Raw genomic sequence first — 14547 nt, 5'->3', positions numbered from 1 at the left:
CTTCTAAGACATTGTCAGCCTCCTAAATCACCGTGACCGCTGCCCAGACCAAACGCCCTCGCCTCACTAAAAAACGACGAGCCTTATTCATCCTCGAGCAGCTCAAAGAGCTTTATCCCGAAGCTCCTTGCTCCCTCGATTACGACAATCCACTACAGCTACTAATCGCTACGATGCTGTCGGCTCAGTGTACTGATGCACGGGTCAATATTGTCACACCCCATCTATTTGAGCGCTTTCCAACGGTCACAGACTACGCAGAAGCAGACGTCAGCGAGATTGAGTCGTACATTAAATCAACCGGCTTCTATCGTAATAAGGCCAAAAATATCCGCGCCGCCTGTGAAAAGATTATTACCAATTTTGGTGGTGACGTGCCCCAATCAATGGAAGCCCTCACCAGTCTTCCGGGAGTAGCCCGCAAAACAGCCAATGTGGTCCTAGCTCATGCTTTTGGAATCAATGCTGGAGTCACCGTAGACACCCACGTAAAACGCATTACCAATCGTCTTGGCCTGACTAAACACGACACTCCCATCAAAATTGAGCAAGATCTGATGAAGCTTTTGCCTCAACCAGACTGGGAAAACTGGTCTATTCGGCTGGTGTACCATGGCCGTGCTGTTTGTGATGCTCGCAATCCAGCCTGTGAGCGATGTCAATTGATTGAATGGTGCACCTCTGGCCCTAAACTAATTAAGGCTAGAGCTGTGGCTGCAAGCACCAAGAACTCTAAAAAGAAGAAATCCTAGCCCGATAACGTCCATATATTTTTCCTGAATAGATGGGAAATTTAATGCATGAAGACAACGATATTCAGGGTATGTACCTGACAGCTCAACGAGTTCACCCCCCCAAACCCTTGTAAAACCTATGAATAGTTTAGGTTGGTTCATACTCGGACTTGTTGGTATTGGCATTCTTATTGGAGCCGCTGGCATTCTTAATTGGCTGATTAAATTTGATATTGAAGACGATTTCGATCAACGAGAACGTTAATTTATTAACGTTAGCTTTGCCAAAGCAGAGGTTCTCCTTTATTATGGGAAGCTGTGGTAAATATCGGTAACACCTAGGAAATTATCAGCCCAATGGCTAAAAAAGGCATGATTGCGCGCCAGCGTAAGCGCGAAAAGGCAGTTGCAAAGTATGCAGCTAAGCGTCAGGAGCTTTTGGATACATTTAGGTCCGCTGGCTCTCAAGCAGAAAAGTTAGAAATTCATCGAAAAATTCAGCAGCTGCCTCGCGATAGTTCCCCTACGCGTTTGCATAACCGCTGCTGGTTAACGGGTCGTCCTCACGGCTATTATCGTGACTTCGGTCTTTGCCGCAATGCTCTTAGAGATATGGCTCACCAGGGCTTACTACCTGGCGTAGTGAAGTCTAGCTGGTAGTTTTTAGTTTTGCCCAGGCTTTATCCCTGGCTAAGCTGACGAAATAAACCCAGTTTAGTCAGCAAGCATCAGAAAGTTTTGGCTTTTAACCGGAGGGGTGTCATTATTACCTCTCCGGTTCTATTATTTATTTGTAGATGTCATGTAGATGTAAGACTTTAAGATAGCTAGTTTATCGCCTCCCAGTTCTTGCCTGCATAGGAAAGTTTGCTCCAACCCCCAGGGGCACCCAGCCTATTCCAGTAGCGCTAAGCTCAACGGTCATTTTGCCCCCAGCGACCAGGTCACTGAATTATTAAGCTTTTTCATTCTCTGGTAGCCATTGCAATATAACCAGCAAACTGAGCCTCTAATTAGCAGAGCCTTTCAGTCGTTACTAAACCATCGCCGAGTTACCTGTCTGCTTGTCAATCGGCAAAACTATTTACTACATGTCTGTGGCGATCCCCTTGGGCTGCTGAAAACTCAGTCTGATGCCCAGACTGACCGTAGTGATTGTCAAGACATCCTGAAATGTTTGCCAATTTCATTGCGGCAGCCGGTCAGCATAGCTCTCCAGCAAGCACACATCAATGCTGGTATCCAACGAGCTAGCGGCCAGATCAGCACAGTCGATAATGAACAGCCCTATAGGGTGACCATAGAAGCTCACTTACACCTTGCCAGTGAGTCAACGGAAGAGTTTTTAACACTTTTGGTTGAACGAGAGACCTATGACTCTTCATTAGAGAAGCTTGGCCAATGCGCCAGTACTGATTTATCAGTGCACAATTTAACCCAATCCCATAACCCTAAAAACGAAACGACAGAACTGCTCGCAATTAATAAACGTCTGCGAGCAGAAGTATTGGAACGACAACAAACAGAGCAAAAGTTAGCCCAGAAAGCTGAAGCATTAATCCGATCCAATGCGGATCTAGAGGAGTTTGCCTATGTCGTTTCCCATGATTTGCAGGAGCCTCTGCGAGCCATGACAGCTTTCTCCCAGCTGTTGGCACAGCGTTATAAAGACAGCCTAGATGCATCAGCCCAACGATATATCACCCATATCGTTGACGGTGGCACTCGCATGAAAGCCATGATAGATGGCATTTTAGAGCTCTCTCGCATTAACAGTAAACAATTAAATAACAACCCCACCAACCTAGAACAGGCCCTTGCCACGGCACTCGAAAACCTTAAGCTTATACGTTTGGAAAATCAAGTAACTATTACTCATGGGGACTTACCCACCCTTGATGTGGATACAAATCATGTTGTACAGCTACTGCAAAACTTAATCAGTAACGCCATTAAATTTCGAGGACCGGAACCGCCCCATATTCATATTAATGCTGAGCAGCAGGCCACTAAGTGGTTTTTTAGCGTACAAGACAATGGCATTGGTATTCCCCAAGACCAACAAAAACGTATTTTTAAGCTATTTCAGCGATTGCATAACCAACAAGAGCAAAAGGGTTATGGGATTGGCCTAGCTATCTGCAAAAAAATTGTCGAGCACTATCAAGGTAATATTTGGCTCAAATCGTCTCCAGGAGAAGGCTCAATATTTTATTTCACTCTAGTCCCAAATCAATATCAACATGAAGCTTAAAGTTTGCTTATGAGGAAACCCTCAAGTCCACTGTCCTGGTTAGAATCATAGCCTTCGGGTGCACAATGGGTGTTAGCATGCCTGACCACTAAGATGGACGTAACTATTCTTCTTGTAGAAGATTCCCCTACTGACGCAGCTATCTTATCAGCTGCTTTTGATGATGTCGGCTGCCAATGGTCTATTCAACTGGCTCAAACTGGAGACGAAGCTTTAACCCTACTAAAGCAATTCGATAACAGTCACGCTCATCCTCAACTGATTTTGCTGGATCTCAATTTACCTGGTAAAACAGGTCACGAAGTTCTAGGAGAAATTAAGGGGAACTCAGCTTGGCAAGCTATTCCCACCATTGTCTTGTCAAGTTCTGCCACTCGTGACGATATCGATAAAAGCTATCAGCTCCATGCTAATGCGTACATTACTAAACCCACAAACTTTAGGGAATATCAGTTGATTGCTCAGAAAATCCTGGGTTTTTGGCTTGAAACTGCCCAATTGCCCACCAGTCTGTAACTTAAAATACTAATTCAGCAATTTTTGACCCAATATCTAGAGTAGAGTTAGCTCGATATATGTTTTTCGATGCTCTAGCAATTCCGTAGCACCTGTGCTCTCTGTATAGGCAGTCATATCGTAAGAATAGGTATTTTTGCGATATACAAGTTATAACGACTTTTCTTACTATGTCTCTAGATCAATTAGGACGCTGCGTGTTGTTTTCTGTAGAGACTCGTATTTATTCTTTTGTTGTTGCATAATTACCAGTGCTGATTACCACCTAGCTAGTCTATTTATAGGAGCTGCTATGCCTATGAATAAAACACTAGCTATTTCATTTTTACATTTTCTCCTTAGATATAACCTATACGGGCGTACCCATGACAACAGGTATAGATGCACTATTGATTGAAGACAACATATCGGATGCTCAACTCTTCCAAGAACTGTTATCTTCCTCTGAACTGCTTGAAACAACATTGCATCATATTGAGCGCTTTAATGAAGCTATCAGGACTCTAGAGACTAATAACAATTTTGATGTGGTTTTATTAGACCTTTGTCTACCTGATGGTCAAGGTGTCGATCTAGTTAAGCAAATTAAAACACTTGTGCCCAAGGTGCCTGTGGTTGTTCTAACAGGTATTCAAGATCAAAACGTTGCCATAGCTGCCTTGCAGGAGGGTGCCCAAGACTACCTGGTAAAATCAGACACATTTTCACCCGAAAGATTGCAGAGGTTAGGCTATGTTGATGTTGGTAATCTCCTGGCTAAGACCATTCAATATGCAATTGAGCGTACAGAACTCACAAAAAAGCTAGAAATTAGTGAGGAACGCTATGCTCTGGCGGTGCAAGGGGCTAACGATGGCATTTGGGACTGGGATTTGAGAACCAATACTATTTGTTATTCCCTCCGTTGGAAAACCATGCTGGGGCTTAACCACAGCAATCTTAGTGATAGCCCTGAAGAGTGGTTGTCACGTATCCATTCTGATAGTCGGTCAGAGTTTGAACAAACACTACAAGAACACCTTGCTTCTCAGCGGTCTAACTTTCAATTTGAATATCGAATGCGTCATGCTGATGGCAGCTATCGCTGGATGTTAACGCGCGGTATGGCTTTATGGGATGAGGAAGGACAGCCCTACCGGATCGCCGGGTCCCAAACCGATACCACTGAGCGCAAACATCTGGAGCAATCGCTCTATCAAGAGAAAGAGCTGGCCCAGATTACTCTCCACTCCATTGGCGATGCTGTTATTACAACCGATGCCCATGGCTATATTAAGGATTTTAATCCGGTGGCTGAGAAACTGACGGGTTGGAAAGCCAATGACGCAAAAAAACGCTCCATTTCAGAAGTTTGCACCATTGTTGATAGTGCGACCCAGCAGCCCCTGCAAAATCCAGCCTTACAGGCCATCAAGGAAAAGAAAGCCATTAGCCTCAGCAATCATCCCACACTCATTTCTAAAACTGGTCAGGAATTTGCGATCGGAGATTCGGCAGCCCCCATTCGTGCCGATAACGGCGAGGTGCTGGGCACCGTTCTTGTCTTCCACGATGTCACTGAAGAACGGGGTAGGGCTAAACAACTGGCCTGGCAAGCATCCCACGATCCACTGACCGAACTATTCAATCGCAAAAAGTTTATGCACGCTCTAGATAATGCCATTGAGGAGCTGCACGGTGCAGAATCACAGCACATGCTGTGTTATATGGATTTAGATCATTTCAAGGCTGTGAATGATACCTGTGGCCATGCGGCTGGGGATCAGTTGTTGCAACAAGTGGCCGATCTGTGGCGGAGGCAAATTCGTCAAACTGATGTGTTGGCTCGACTTGGTGGTGATGAGTTCGGTCTGTTGCTATACAACTGTAAATTGGATCGTGCCACTGAAATTGCTAAGTCCTTTTGTCAGGGTATTCAAGGGTTTCGCTTTGTGTTCGATGGCAAGATGTTCAACATTGGTGTCAGCATTGGTATTGTGCCGATGGTATCCAATACTGTCAGCAGTAAACAGGTTATGCAGCTGGCGGATAAGGCCTGTTATGTCGCCAAAAATAAGGGGCGTAATCGCGTGCAAATCTACCACTCAGACGATGTCGGCATTAGCCGACAAACTGAAGATGTGCAATGGTTTTCACGGGTGACGGAGGCCCTTGATGGGGACCAGTTTCAGCTGTATTATCAAACGATTGAATCCGCTGTCCCCAACTCTAGCGATATTCGCTTGTGTGAAATTTTGCTACGCTTGCCCAATACTCGTACCGGTGAAATAGCACCACCGATGGCATTTTTACCGACAGCGGAACGCTATAACCTCATGCCCCGCATTGACCGTTGGGTCGTGGAAAGTTTCTTTAGTTATTTGACGTCCCATACCCCGATGCCTAAGACAATTTATAGTGTCAATCTATCGGGTGCTAGTATCAATGACGAAAATTTTATCGGTTTTTTGGAAAAGCAGCTACGAAAGTATCCCGTCAACCCCGCGATACTCTGTTTCGAAATAACGGAAACCCTAGCCATTGCTAATTTACAAAAAGCGGCGGATCTTATTTTGAAACTTAAAAAGATTGGCTGTCACTTTGCGCTAGATGACTTTGGTAGTGGTATGTCTTCTTTTAGCTATCTAAGGCATTTACCGGTAGACTACTTAAAAATTGATGGTAATTTTGTCAAGGAATCCCCAACAGATGATTTGCTCTGTGCCATGTTGGCAGCTATTAACAACATCGGTCACATCATGGGCTTAAAAACAATTGCTGAATATGTTGAAAGTCCAGCTGTGCTGAAAAAAGTTCAGGCACTGGGTGTAGATTATGTGCAGGGCTATGCTATTAGCCACCCCCAGCCACTGGTATAATGTCTTTTTAGAAAATTACTGACATCACAAAACTTGTTTATTTGAACGTGTACTTCGCCATATTTCTTTAGTATTGCTATAGCTAACGTACAGAAAGCTTAGGGAAAACGGTGACTCTGACGGAAAAAGGTGAGAATCGTAGCTATGTTTGCTAGGATTGCCCCTATGTTGTAGCTGTTTGTATAGATCACACCAGTGGCTACAGGTGATACGGGCAGGTCTCTGACAGGTGTTTAAGTATGCGTTATTGGGAGTTTTTAATTCAGCAGGAAGGTGATCAGACCTGGCTACCGCTGGAAACAAGGCAGGTAGAAATCTTGGAAGGTCGCTATCGCATGGCTGCCCATACGAGCTATGACAGTACTTCTGTCGAAGTTCGGGTTAGTCAACTGTTGCTAGATGAAATTCCTCCTCGCCGTCGTGTTCGTAAACGTAAAGCAAATACAAACGACTCGGGATTGCTGGCTATTTTCCCGTTTATCAAGCTGAGTCCTGGCCGCTGGGAAATTGAGTGTAACAGTCCCAATGTCATTGATGACTTTCTGGGGGAGGGGGGATGGCATTATTCGGTGCAATTACAGGTCACGCCGCGAGATGAGGATGATTGGGAACCTAACTGGTCGGAGGCTACAGTTGACCATCGGCGCTCGCTTGATGCAGAGGTCAGTGCGGAGCAACCAGCGGCTGGTATCTCTGATATTGCACTGGGTGATGCTCAATCACCTGACGTTCAGTTGCAGCTAAAGCAACAAGCCTATGTAACAGAGTTGGGACAAACATTAACCCTGACTGGCCATCTATCTCAAACGGCTGGGAGTCCTTTAGCCAATGGGCAGCTTTGGGTAGAGCTACGGGATCCACAAACGGCCAGTACGGTTACTGAAAAGGCGTTTGATTTACCCAAAGCATTGCCCTCTCCCTTTTCGGTCACGATCGCGTTGCCAGAGGAACTATCTACTCAGGTTATTCTGGGGGCGATTTCGCTCCTGAGCCCAGATGGCTCGGTGGAGAAAACTGCGTTGGTGTCGGCGTCCTTTACGGTCACCATCGGTTTAGCGCAGATGCTGGATGCGATCGCAAATCAGCCAGACCTCGATTTTGAAGAAGAAATCTCCATTTTTCCAGGCTCCACGGAAGCCTTTGTTCCCTCCCCAGAGAAATCAGAGGCACTCCTTACCAGCGATACCCCTATAGTTCCCAAGGAAATTATCCCTTCTGAAGGCTTGACCCTACCTCCTCAAATCAAGCCACCCAGTGATGTAGACCTGGATCCCGACCGGCAACCAGAACTGCCCACCTTTCAGGTAAACGCCGACAGCTCTCCAACCAAAGCTGAGACAGAAAGTCTATTGACTGATCAGGCAGATGAAGTCGCAGACACTATTGCAGAAAATCCGTCAGAGGGCTCTCCTGCGACGGCCCCAATCATCGATGCTGATCCTGAGGCGATGCGTTCTATAGAACTGGGAACAGCTATGGAGGATACAAAAGTCGAAGAACCTCCTATGGACGAGCCACTCCCCTTTGCCGAACCCCGAGTAGCCGAACCCCGAGTATTTGGGCTCAGTAGCATTGAAGACGATGACTTAGACCTGGAAGTAGCCAATGCCGCTCTTAAGCAGGATGTTGCTCCAGCAGCAGTGGTGGTTAATCGCCCAACCCGTCTGCCTGAGCCAGACTCTGCTTCCAAAGAGTCCAAAGAGCCGCAGTGGGAGCCAGCCACTGACAGCATTGATCAGGCTTTTCAAAAGCTGCAATTACGGGAACGGTTCTGGCAAAAGCTTAACTTGCTAACTCAAGAGGGTTATCGTCAATCCCTGGAGGTCAAGCAGGCGCTACACCCCTCTGAAGCGCAACAACCATTAGAGGACAAGGGCAATCAACGGACACAGACAAATGAGTTTGTGGCGTATGACCCCCCGAAGCGTTCTCCATGGCCTGAGCAAAGAAAGGCGGCTCAAGAGGTAGATGATCCGATCCAAGTATTTCCGCCCATTTTGGACGTACCAGAGCAAGAATTAATAGCTGGCGAATGGATGGCCATCAAAGTGCGTGTACCGGCTGGCGATTATCAACCCTATGTCAAAGTGTGGATGAACGATTTACAAACGCGAACAATGATTGATTCGCCGCGTTTGCTGATGCAGTTTATCCCCAACGACTCCAATGAATTGGAAACCCTTATGCGGGTGCAGATTCCCCATGGTTGTTTAGAGCTGCAGGTGGCTGCCATCTCAATTGACATGGCGACTTTACAAGAAAGTCGCAAAGTCGTGCAAAATCGACGAGTTATGCCACCGGACGACTCCCTATCCATATTTGATGGTTGGGATATTTGATGGAATTTTTTAGGGGCGTTCCATGGAACACCCCTAAAAATGTGTACACATTCCATGCAAACTTTCTAAACAATTGACATATACCGCATCAAATCGCAGTAAATTAAGGGCTAGGTCCTAGACCCACCGTACAGTCAGAATGTGGAGTTTTCTCTTGAGAAAGCCCTAATCTTCTGGATGTGACAATGATTAATTCTTTAGAGCATTTGCTCACTATTGAGAGATAGGAGACTCGATATATGGATACATCCCTTTTGCCTCAGGTTATGGTCCCCATCGTTGCTATTCATGCATTTGCATTTATGATCGCGATGTTCCTCTATGTAGAGCAGGAAGAAACATCGGCATAGGTTGTCGATCTATCTGTGGAACTTTCTAATCACATGTAATCTGTGGTAAGACCACCAAAAGTATTGAATTAGAAAAACCCCTCAGGCTGAATAGCCTGAGGGGTTTTTCAACGCCTATTTTTTATAGCTTTGTGCACATTAGTTCACAACATTAGTGAGCGCTAGTAGGTAGGTTATACACCTGAACCCACGCCAGCATAGGCACCATAGAAAAACAAACCAACAACCACTAGCACACCAGTGCCAGCAACAGTTGCCACAATCCAAAGGGGAATTCGGCCATCCTTAAACATGCATTTATCTCCTAGTTATCGCCTACTCTCATGAAAAATGAGCGTAGACAGCCATAGTATTGGCCACCTACACCCGTTACCTTTTAGTTAAAGAAATAGCTGGAAAACAACAGGCCCAACACAAAGACTAGAAGCAAACCAAGGAATAATGATGTCCGGTTTAACTCAACGGGCTGTTTATTTGGATTCGGGATTCTATCCACGGTGATCTCCTATCGCTGAATAAATTGCATTGCAGCAATGGCACCCAGGAAGAAGACCGAGGGAATGCCAAGGGCATGAACGGAAAGCCAACGTACCGTAAAAATTGGGTAAACGATGGGCTCGTTAGGATTACTGCTGGTCATAAGGGGATTCCAATCTCAATTGACAATCAACAAAGGGGACTAATTACCAAACTGGGTAATTTGATTATCCGCATCGTAGCGGTTCTCAAGAATCGGTACTTGAACCTGATTGTTGGGGAAGTACTCGTTAGGACGAGGGGTGCCAAAAACGTCATAGGCAAGGCCAGTGGATACAAACAACCAGCCTGCAATAAATAGTGCAGGGATGGTGATGCTGTGGATAATCCAGTAGCGAATACTTGTAATGATGTCTGAAAAAGGCCGTTCTCCAGTATTACCTGCCATTGCACAATCTCCTCTTAACAGCGAATAGGCGTGACTAATATCCAAACTAGAACACAAAGTTTTCACTATCTGAAAACCAAAGTTCTATGGATGGAAAGTGTTTAGTAACATCATAGAGAACAGGGCATATCCCTATCAAGCAACGATTAAGGATTCCTTCACGTTTCCGCGCTCTTGATGTTTCTCCCATAACGAGCAAAACGGCCTAAGCCATAGCTTCTGGGGAATATCGCAGTAGATAACCACGCTGTCCCAAAATAAAGCCCTGATCCTGATTAAAGAACTTAACCCTATAAAGATTGGAAGGAACATCGCCAGCGGGCTCATCTTTAAGCCAGGTTTCGCCGCCGTCAGGACTCATCAGCAGGGTACCGCTACCACCACTTACCCATAGCTCATTATCGGTACGATAACCAACATCTAAGAACCCCCAGCTAGTACCGATCTCAGGTCGCAAAGGCTCGCTCCAGCTTTCGTATTTAACAGCATCCGGATCTTCATCGGTCTGGCTAAATTGCATCTGGCCACCTCGAGCAATCAACCAAAGATCGCCGTCACTGGTAAAGCCCATATTTTGTAGGCGCTTAGAGTTCTCACGGTTATGGGGCTGCCAGCTATCCTGGCCAGGTTCCCACGTGGAATAGAAATTGCCTCGAGACGAAACGGCTACGTAACGTCCGTCTTCACTACGAGCCATGTTACGAACCACACCCACTGCGGCTTGGACGAGCGCAGACCAGTGACGACCGCTATCTTCAGTACGATAAATAGCACCTACATCCGTCGCCAGTTCCACAGCTCCTTTGGCTAGGGCCGTCACCATCAACGGGCTACCAGGAAGCTGATTGCTCAATGGCACGTTGGCCCAGGACTGACCGCCATCGGTTGTATGCAACAACACGCTGGGCAAACCTGAGACCCAGCCTTCATCACCGACAAAGCTAACAGAGGTAAATGTGTAGCGCTGATCGCCCAGGTCCAGTGTTCTTTGTCCCCAGGTCTCGCCACCGTCATTCGTTTCAAACAAAGAAGTCCGACTACCCACCAGCCAACCATGGCTAGCATCTGCGGTAAACGCGACATCGGAGAATGTGGCGTCGGTTTCCAGGGCAATCGTTTGCCAGGGATTACCTTCCAAAGCTGGCAGGAAGAACTTGGTACAGCCGACGCTAAGAACTGCGATCGCAACCAGCATTAGTCGCTTCAGCCCGATGGCCAATCGCTCATTGAAAAAGTCTGTTAAAACCGTTTGCATTTCTACGAAATCAAGACAAATAAACAAATTCAGGGATGAAAATCAGACTCAGCGCCCTGGCTGAACAAGCCTGTTTTTCAAAGCTTATTTAAGGCCGTACAAACTCATAAAGAACATGAACGCTACGGCCAAAGCTCCGAAAATCAAAATATTTTTCTGCCCAGGTGTCAGCGTGTTTACCCCCAATCCATATCCCAGATTTTCACTAAATCCTGACGGTTTACCTGCAGGGCCAATATTGGCAAACATCTTGGGGCGGGCACCGCACACCGGACAGCGCCACTTGATAGGCAGTTCATCAAAGGGCACTCCAGGCGGAATATCCGCTTTACCATCCCCCTTCACAGGCTCATAAACATAGCCACAAGGACGACATTCGTAGCGGTCTAACTCGTAAGGTGTCAGTGGTGCAGACGGTTCTTCAGTCTCAGGCACATCAGTCTCGGGCGCATCCACTATTGGATTAGCATCAGGCTCAGTACTCATGGGGGGGTCCGATAGCGTCATGTAAACAATTATTACACACTGAGTTGCGTCTCCTGTCATGTATAGGTATCAAGGCCATCATCATGCACCTATCTATAGAAACGTCCTATAGAAATGTCTCGATTTTTTTATCGTCGGATCTCTTTATCACGATGGGATTAACCTACACAGCTGTCTAGAATAGAAGTAAGCTTATTGGGGGCAGTTAGCCCTCTACGAGAAAACCATAAAGCGCGCGTGTTTGTACTAACTGGATACGAATACTTCTTACTCTTTTTAATTATTTGCAGCCTGGTGCCAGTCTTGGCCCTGGGGGCAGCTAAGCTTCTCGGAGCCAGAGGTACGGGTGCGGCTCGACGCACCACCTATGAATCAGGTATGGAACCCATCGGTGGGGCCTGGATTCAGTTCAACATTCGTTACTACATGTTTGCCCTGGTCTTTGTCATTTTTGATGTAGAAACCGTTTTTCTATATCCCTGGGCAGTCGCCTTCCACAAGCTAGGTGTATTGGCATTTGTGGAAGCTCTGATTTTTATCGCTATCTTACTTATTGGTCTGGTTTACGCGTGGCGTAAAGGAGCATTGGAATGGTCATAAAGTCTCCCGCAGAGAGTTCCTTAATCAGTGACAATGAGCGGGTTATGAATCCGGCAGCCCCGCCAACTGTGACTCAGGATTTATCGGAAAATGTCATTCTCACCACTGTGGATGACATTTATAACTGGACACGTTTGTCCAGCTTATTTCCGTTGCTCTATGGCACAGCCTGCTGTTTTATTGAGTTTGCCGCCCTTTTAGGTTCTCGATTTGACTTTGACCGCTTTGGCTTGGCCCCTCGTTCCAGCCCGCGTCAGGCAGATCTGCTGATCACCGCTGGTACTGTCACCATGAAAATGGCTCCGGCGTTGGTGCGGCTCTATGAGCAAATGCCTGAGCCAAAGTACGTGATCGCCATGGGTGCATGCACTATTACTGGCGGTATGTTCAGTGTTGATTCTCCCTCAGCCGTGCGCGGTGTGGACAAGCTGATTCCCGTGGATGTTTATATCCCTGGTTGCCCACCTCGACCTGAAGCCATTTTTGATGCCGTAGTCAAATTGCGTAAGAAAGTGGCAAATGAGTCCATGCGTGAGCGGGGCATCCTGGAGCAGACCCATCGCTACTATACCCGTTCCCACAAGATGGAAGCGGTTGAACCCATTCTTACTGGCAAATATCTTCGTTCTGACAGTCGTGAGGCTCCCTCTAAGGAGCTAATGCAGTCCATGGGCATGCCTATGAACGTTGCTGAGTCGGAAAAATTAGGTGAGGAGAAGCAGACTAATGGCTGATGAAGAAATTAAGCCTGCCGCTGAAGCCGCAGGTGTGCTGGCTGAAGCTGGTCCTGTATCAAGCTGGCTAACGCAACAGGGGTTTGCCCATGAAATCATGGAGCGTGATCATTTAGGTGTGGAATTGCTTAAAGTTGAGTCTGCCTTTTTGATTCCCTTTTGCACGGCACTCTATGCCTATGGCTTTAACTATCTTCAGTGTCAGGGCGCATACGATGCCGGCCCTGGTAAACCTTTAGTTAGTTTTTACCACCTTCTGAAGGTTAGTGATAATGCTGATGCCCCTGAGGAAGTACGCATTAAGGTCTACGTTCCACGGGATAATCCCAAGATCCCTTCGGTTTATTGGATCTGGAAAGCGGCTGACTGGCAAGAGCGTGAAAGCTATGACATGTACGGCATTATCTATGAGGGACATCCCAATCTAAAGCGATTGCTTATGCCTGAGGACTGGGTGGGTTGGCCCATGCGCAAAGACTACATTTCCCCAGACTTCTACGAGCTACAGGATGCCTATTAATTGCTTTGATAGTACTCTTTGGAGACCGAGCTTGGTAGCAAACCATAGATTTGCTACCAAGGCATTTGGTCATTTAGGTAAGAGTTGAAGAGTAAATCATGTTACTTGGGAGCTCTTGACTATTGGTAGGAACACTGATGGCTGGTTCCCATGTCGTTTAAGGATTCCATAGCGCCAGAGTTATTGCCAACTAAAAGTATCGTTATATGTTCTACAGGTAGATCTGGGAGTACTCTTCTGGGGCTTTCTTTGGGAGATACTGGCTATGCAGGTAAGCCCAGGGAATTTTTTAGGCCCGATGTATTGACTGCAAATGGTGTGCATTCGCATGTCAGTACGTTATATCCACACTTAGCCAACGTGTATGCTCAGGGAAAAACGCCAAACCAGGTATTTGGCGTCAAGTTACATTGGGACCATATGATCAATTTGATCAAAATTGTCCGCACAGATCCAGCCTTGCAGACAGGGTCAGATATTGAAATCCTTTCTACACTTTTCCCAAACCCTAGATTTATTTTTATTCGCCGTCAGAACCTCATTAAGCAGGCCATTTCTATGGAAATTGGTAAGCAAACAGGGGTGTATGTTGTGCGAAGCGAAGGTACCGACAAGGAACGCGCTAATAAAACGCACAAACTCTTCTTTAAACCCCTCAATATCTATCGCTACAAACAAGGTCTTGCAGGACGCAATCAGAAATGGCGGTCGTTTTTTCAACGCAATGATTTGCCCTTTTTGGAAGTGGTCTACGAGAGTTTAGTCGAAGATTTTGATGGCATCCTGCATCAGGTCATTGAATTTTCTGAAATTGAACTGCCTGAGGCAGGAGTTGAAATTACCAAAGCCACCAGTAAACAGGGCAATCGGATCAACGAACGCTGGCTCAAATATTATCAATTTATACCTGAAGGGCTTTTGGGATATTACTCGGCAATCAGAAGCTATGTGCGGAAAGTCCTGGTAAGCAGGTAAA

At 46.4% G+C, this 14547-nt stretch carries 17 protein-coding genes; 11 read left to right on the top strand and 6 right to left on the bottom strand.

Translation table 11 applies throughout. The annotated features are described in order from the left end of the window. Positions 1–32 precede the first annotated feature (32 nt). The 7 genes from nth to U2F10_RS32085 all read left to right on the top strand — a co-directional run bounded on the left by nth (position 33) and on the right by U2F10_RS32085 (position 8701). Positions 33–752 (top strand): endonuclease III, encoded by a 720-nt coding sequence (gene nth, locus U2F10_RS32115; RefSeq protein ID WP_163669864.1) that lies wholly within the window; start codon positions 33–35, stop codon positions 750–752. Positions 753–873: 121 nt separating this feature from the next. Beyond that, the gene (locus U2F10_RS32110) at positions 874–999 is read left to right on the top strand and encodes a hypothetical protein (RefSeq protein ID WP_284681676.1); all 126 of its coding nucleotides are present in this window, start codon (positions 874–876) and stop codon (positions 997–999) included. Positions 1000–1091: 92 nt separating this feature from the next. After that, positions 1092–1394 carry a 30S ribosomal protein S14 gene (rpsN, locus tag U2F10_RS32105; RefSeq protein WP_163669873.1) on the top strand — a complete coding sequence of 101 codons (303 nt, stop codon included), beginning with the start codon at positions 1092–1094 and terminating at the stop codon, positions 1392–1394. A 322-nt stretch (positions 1395–1716) separates the two neighbouring features. Then, positions 1717–2988: a sensor histidine kinase gene (locus U2F10_RS32100; protein WP_499874349.1), complete on the top strand. Its 1272-nt coding sequence runs from the start codon at positions 1717–1719 to the stop codon at positions 2986–2988. Positions 2989–3081: 93 nt separating this feature from the next. After that, the gene (locus U2F10_RS32095; protein WP_163669877.1) at positions 3082–3504 is read left to right on the top strand and encodes a response regulator; all 423 of its coding nucleotides are present in this window, start codon (positions 3082–3084) and stop codon (positions 3502–3504) included. A gap of 365 nt (positions 3505–3869) precedes the next feature. Next, the gene (locus U2F10_RS32090) at positions 3870–6362 is read left to right on the top strand and encodes an EAL domain-containing protein (RefSeq protein WP_499874347.1); all 2493 of its coding nucleotides are present in this window, start codon (positions 3870–3872) and stop codon (positions 6360–6362) included. A 239-nt stretch (positions 6363–6601) separates the two neighbouring features. Beyond that, complete coding sequence (locus U2F10_RS32085) at positions 6602–8701, top strand: hypothetical protein (RefSeq protein WP_163669881.1); 2100 nt, start codon at positions 6602–6604, stop codon at positions 8699–8701. Between the two features lie 523 nt (positions 8702–9224). Here the strand turns inward: U2F10_RS32085 and U2F10_RS32080 are convergent. The 6 genes from U2F10_RS32080 to U2F10_RS32055 all read right to left on the bottom strand — a co-directional run bounded on the left by U2F10_RS32080 (position 9225) and on the right by U2F10_RS32055 (position 11717). Continuing rightward, positions 9225–9344, bottom strand: coding sequence for a photosystem II reaction center protein J (locus tag U2F10_RS32080; RefSeq protein ID WP_006518578.1), 120 nt, complete (start codon positions 9342–9344; stop codon positions 9225–9227). A gap of 83 nt (positions 9345–9427) precedes the next feature. Next, entirely contained in the window at positions 9428–9547 is a 120-nt protein-coding gene (gene psbL / locus U2F10_RS32075; protein WP_006518579.1) for a photosystem II reaction center protein PsbL, read from the bottom strand. Positions 9548–9556: 9 nt separating this feature from the next. Then, the gene (gene psbF / locus U2F10_RS32070; protein WP_006518580.1) at positions 9557–9691 is read right to left on the bottom strand and encodes a cytochrome b559 subunit beta; all 135 of its coding nucleotides are present in this window, start codon (positions 9689–9691) and stop codon (positions 9557–9559) included. Between the two features lie 39 nt (positions 9692–9730). Then, the gene (gene psbE / locus U2F10_RS32065) at positions 9731–9976 is read right to left on the bottom strand and encodes a cytochrome b559 subunit alpha (RefSeq protein ID WP_006518581.1); all 246 of its coding nucleotides are present in this window, start codon (positions 9974–9976) and stop codon (positions 9731–9733) included. Between the two features lie 205 nt (positions 9977–10181). Then, positions 10182–11231, bottom strand: a complete 1050-nt coding sequence (locus U2F10_RS32060; RefSeq protein ID WP_163669883.1) for a photosynthesis system II assembly factor Ycf48 — start codon at positions 11229–11231, stop codon at positions 10182–10184. 84 nt (positions 11232–11315) lie between these two features. Further along, positions 11316–11717 carry a rubredoxin gene (locus tag U2F10_RS32055; protein WP_250565161.1) on the bottom strand — a complete coding sequence of 134 codons (402 nt, stop codon included), beginning with the start codon at positions 11715–11717 and terminating at the stop codon, positions 11316–11318. A 237-nt stretch (positions 11718–11954) separates the two neighbouring features. On the opposite strand from U2F10_RS32055, the gene ndhC reads away from it, so the two are divergent. From ndhC to U2F10_RS32035, 4 genes are all read left to right on the top strand, one after another. Continuing rightward, positions 11955–12317 carry a photosynthetic/respiratory NAD(P)H-quinone oxidoreductase subunit C gene (gene ndhC / locus U2F10_RS32050; protein WP_036019082.1) on the top strand — a complete coding sequence of 121 codons (363 nt, stop codon included), beginning with the start codon at positions 11955–11957 and terminating at the stop codon, positions 12315–12317. Then, on the top strand, positions 12308–13051 hold the full coding sequence (locus U2F10_RS32045; RefSeq protein WP_250565162.1) for an NADH dehydrogenase subunit K: 744 nt from the start codon (positions 12308–12310) through the stop codon (positions 13049–13051). Before ndhC ends, U2F10_RS32045 begins: the two co-directional genes overlap by 10 nt. Continuing rightward, positions 13044–13571, top strand: coding sequence for an NAD(P)H-quinone oxidoreductase subunit J (locus U2F10_RS32040; RefSeq protein ID WP_163669885.1), 528 nt, complete (start codon positions 13044–13046; stop codon positions 13569–13571). Before U2F10_RS32045 ends, U2F10_RS32040 begins: the two co-directional genes overlap by 8 nt. Positions 13572–13721: 150 nt before the next feature. Further along, positions 13722–14546, top strand: coding sequence for a Stf0 family sulfotransferase (locus tag U2F10_RS32035; RefSeq protein WP_163669888.1), 825 nt, complete (start codon positions 13722–13724; stop codon positions 14544–14546). Position 14547: the final 1 nt, after the last annotated feature.

The organism is Leptothoe sp. EHU-05/26/07-4, assembly GCF_043421015.1.
Taxonomy (GTDB): Bacteria; Cyanobacteriota; Cyanobacteriia; order Phormidesmidales; family Phormidesmidaceae; genus Leptothoe; species Leptothoe turfae.
The sequence above is the reverse complement of the archived record's forward strand: the minus strand, read 5'-3'. Positions and strand labels throughout refer to the sequence as shown.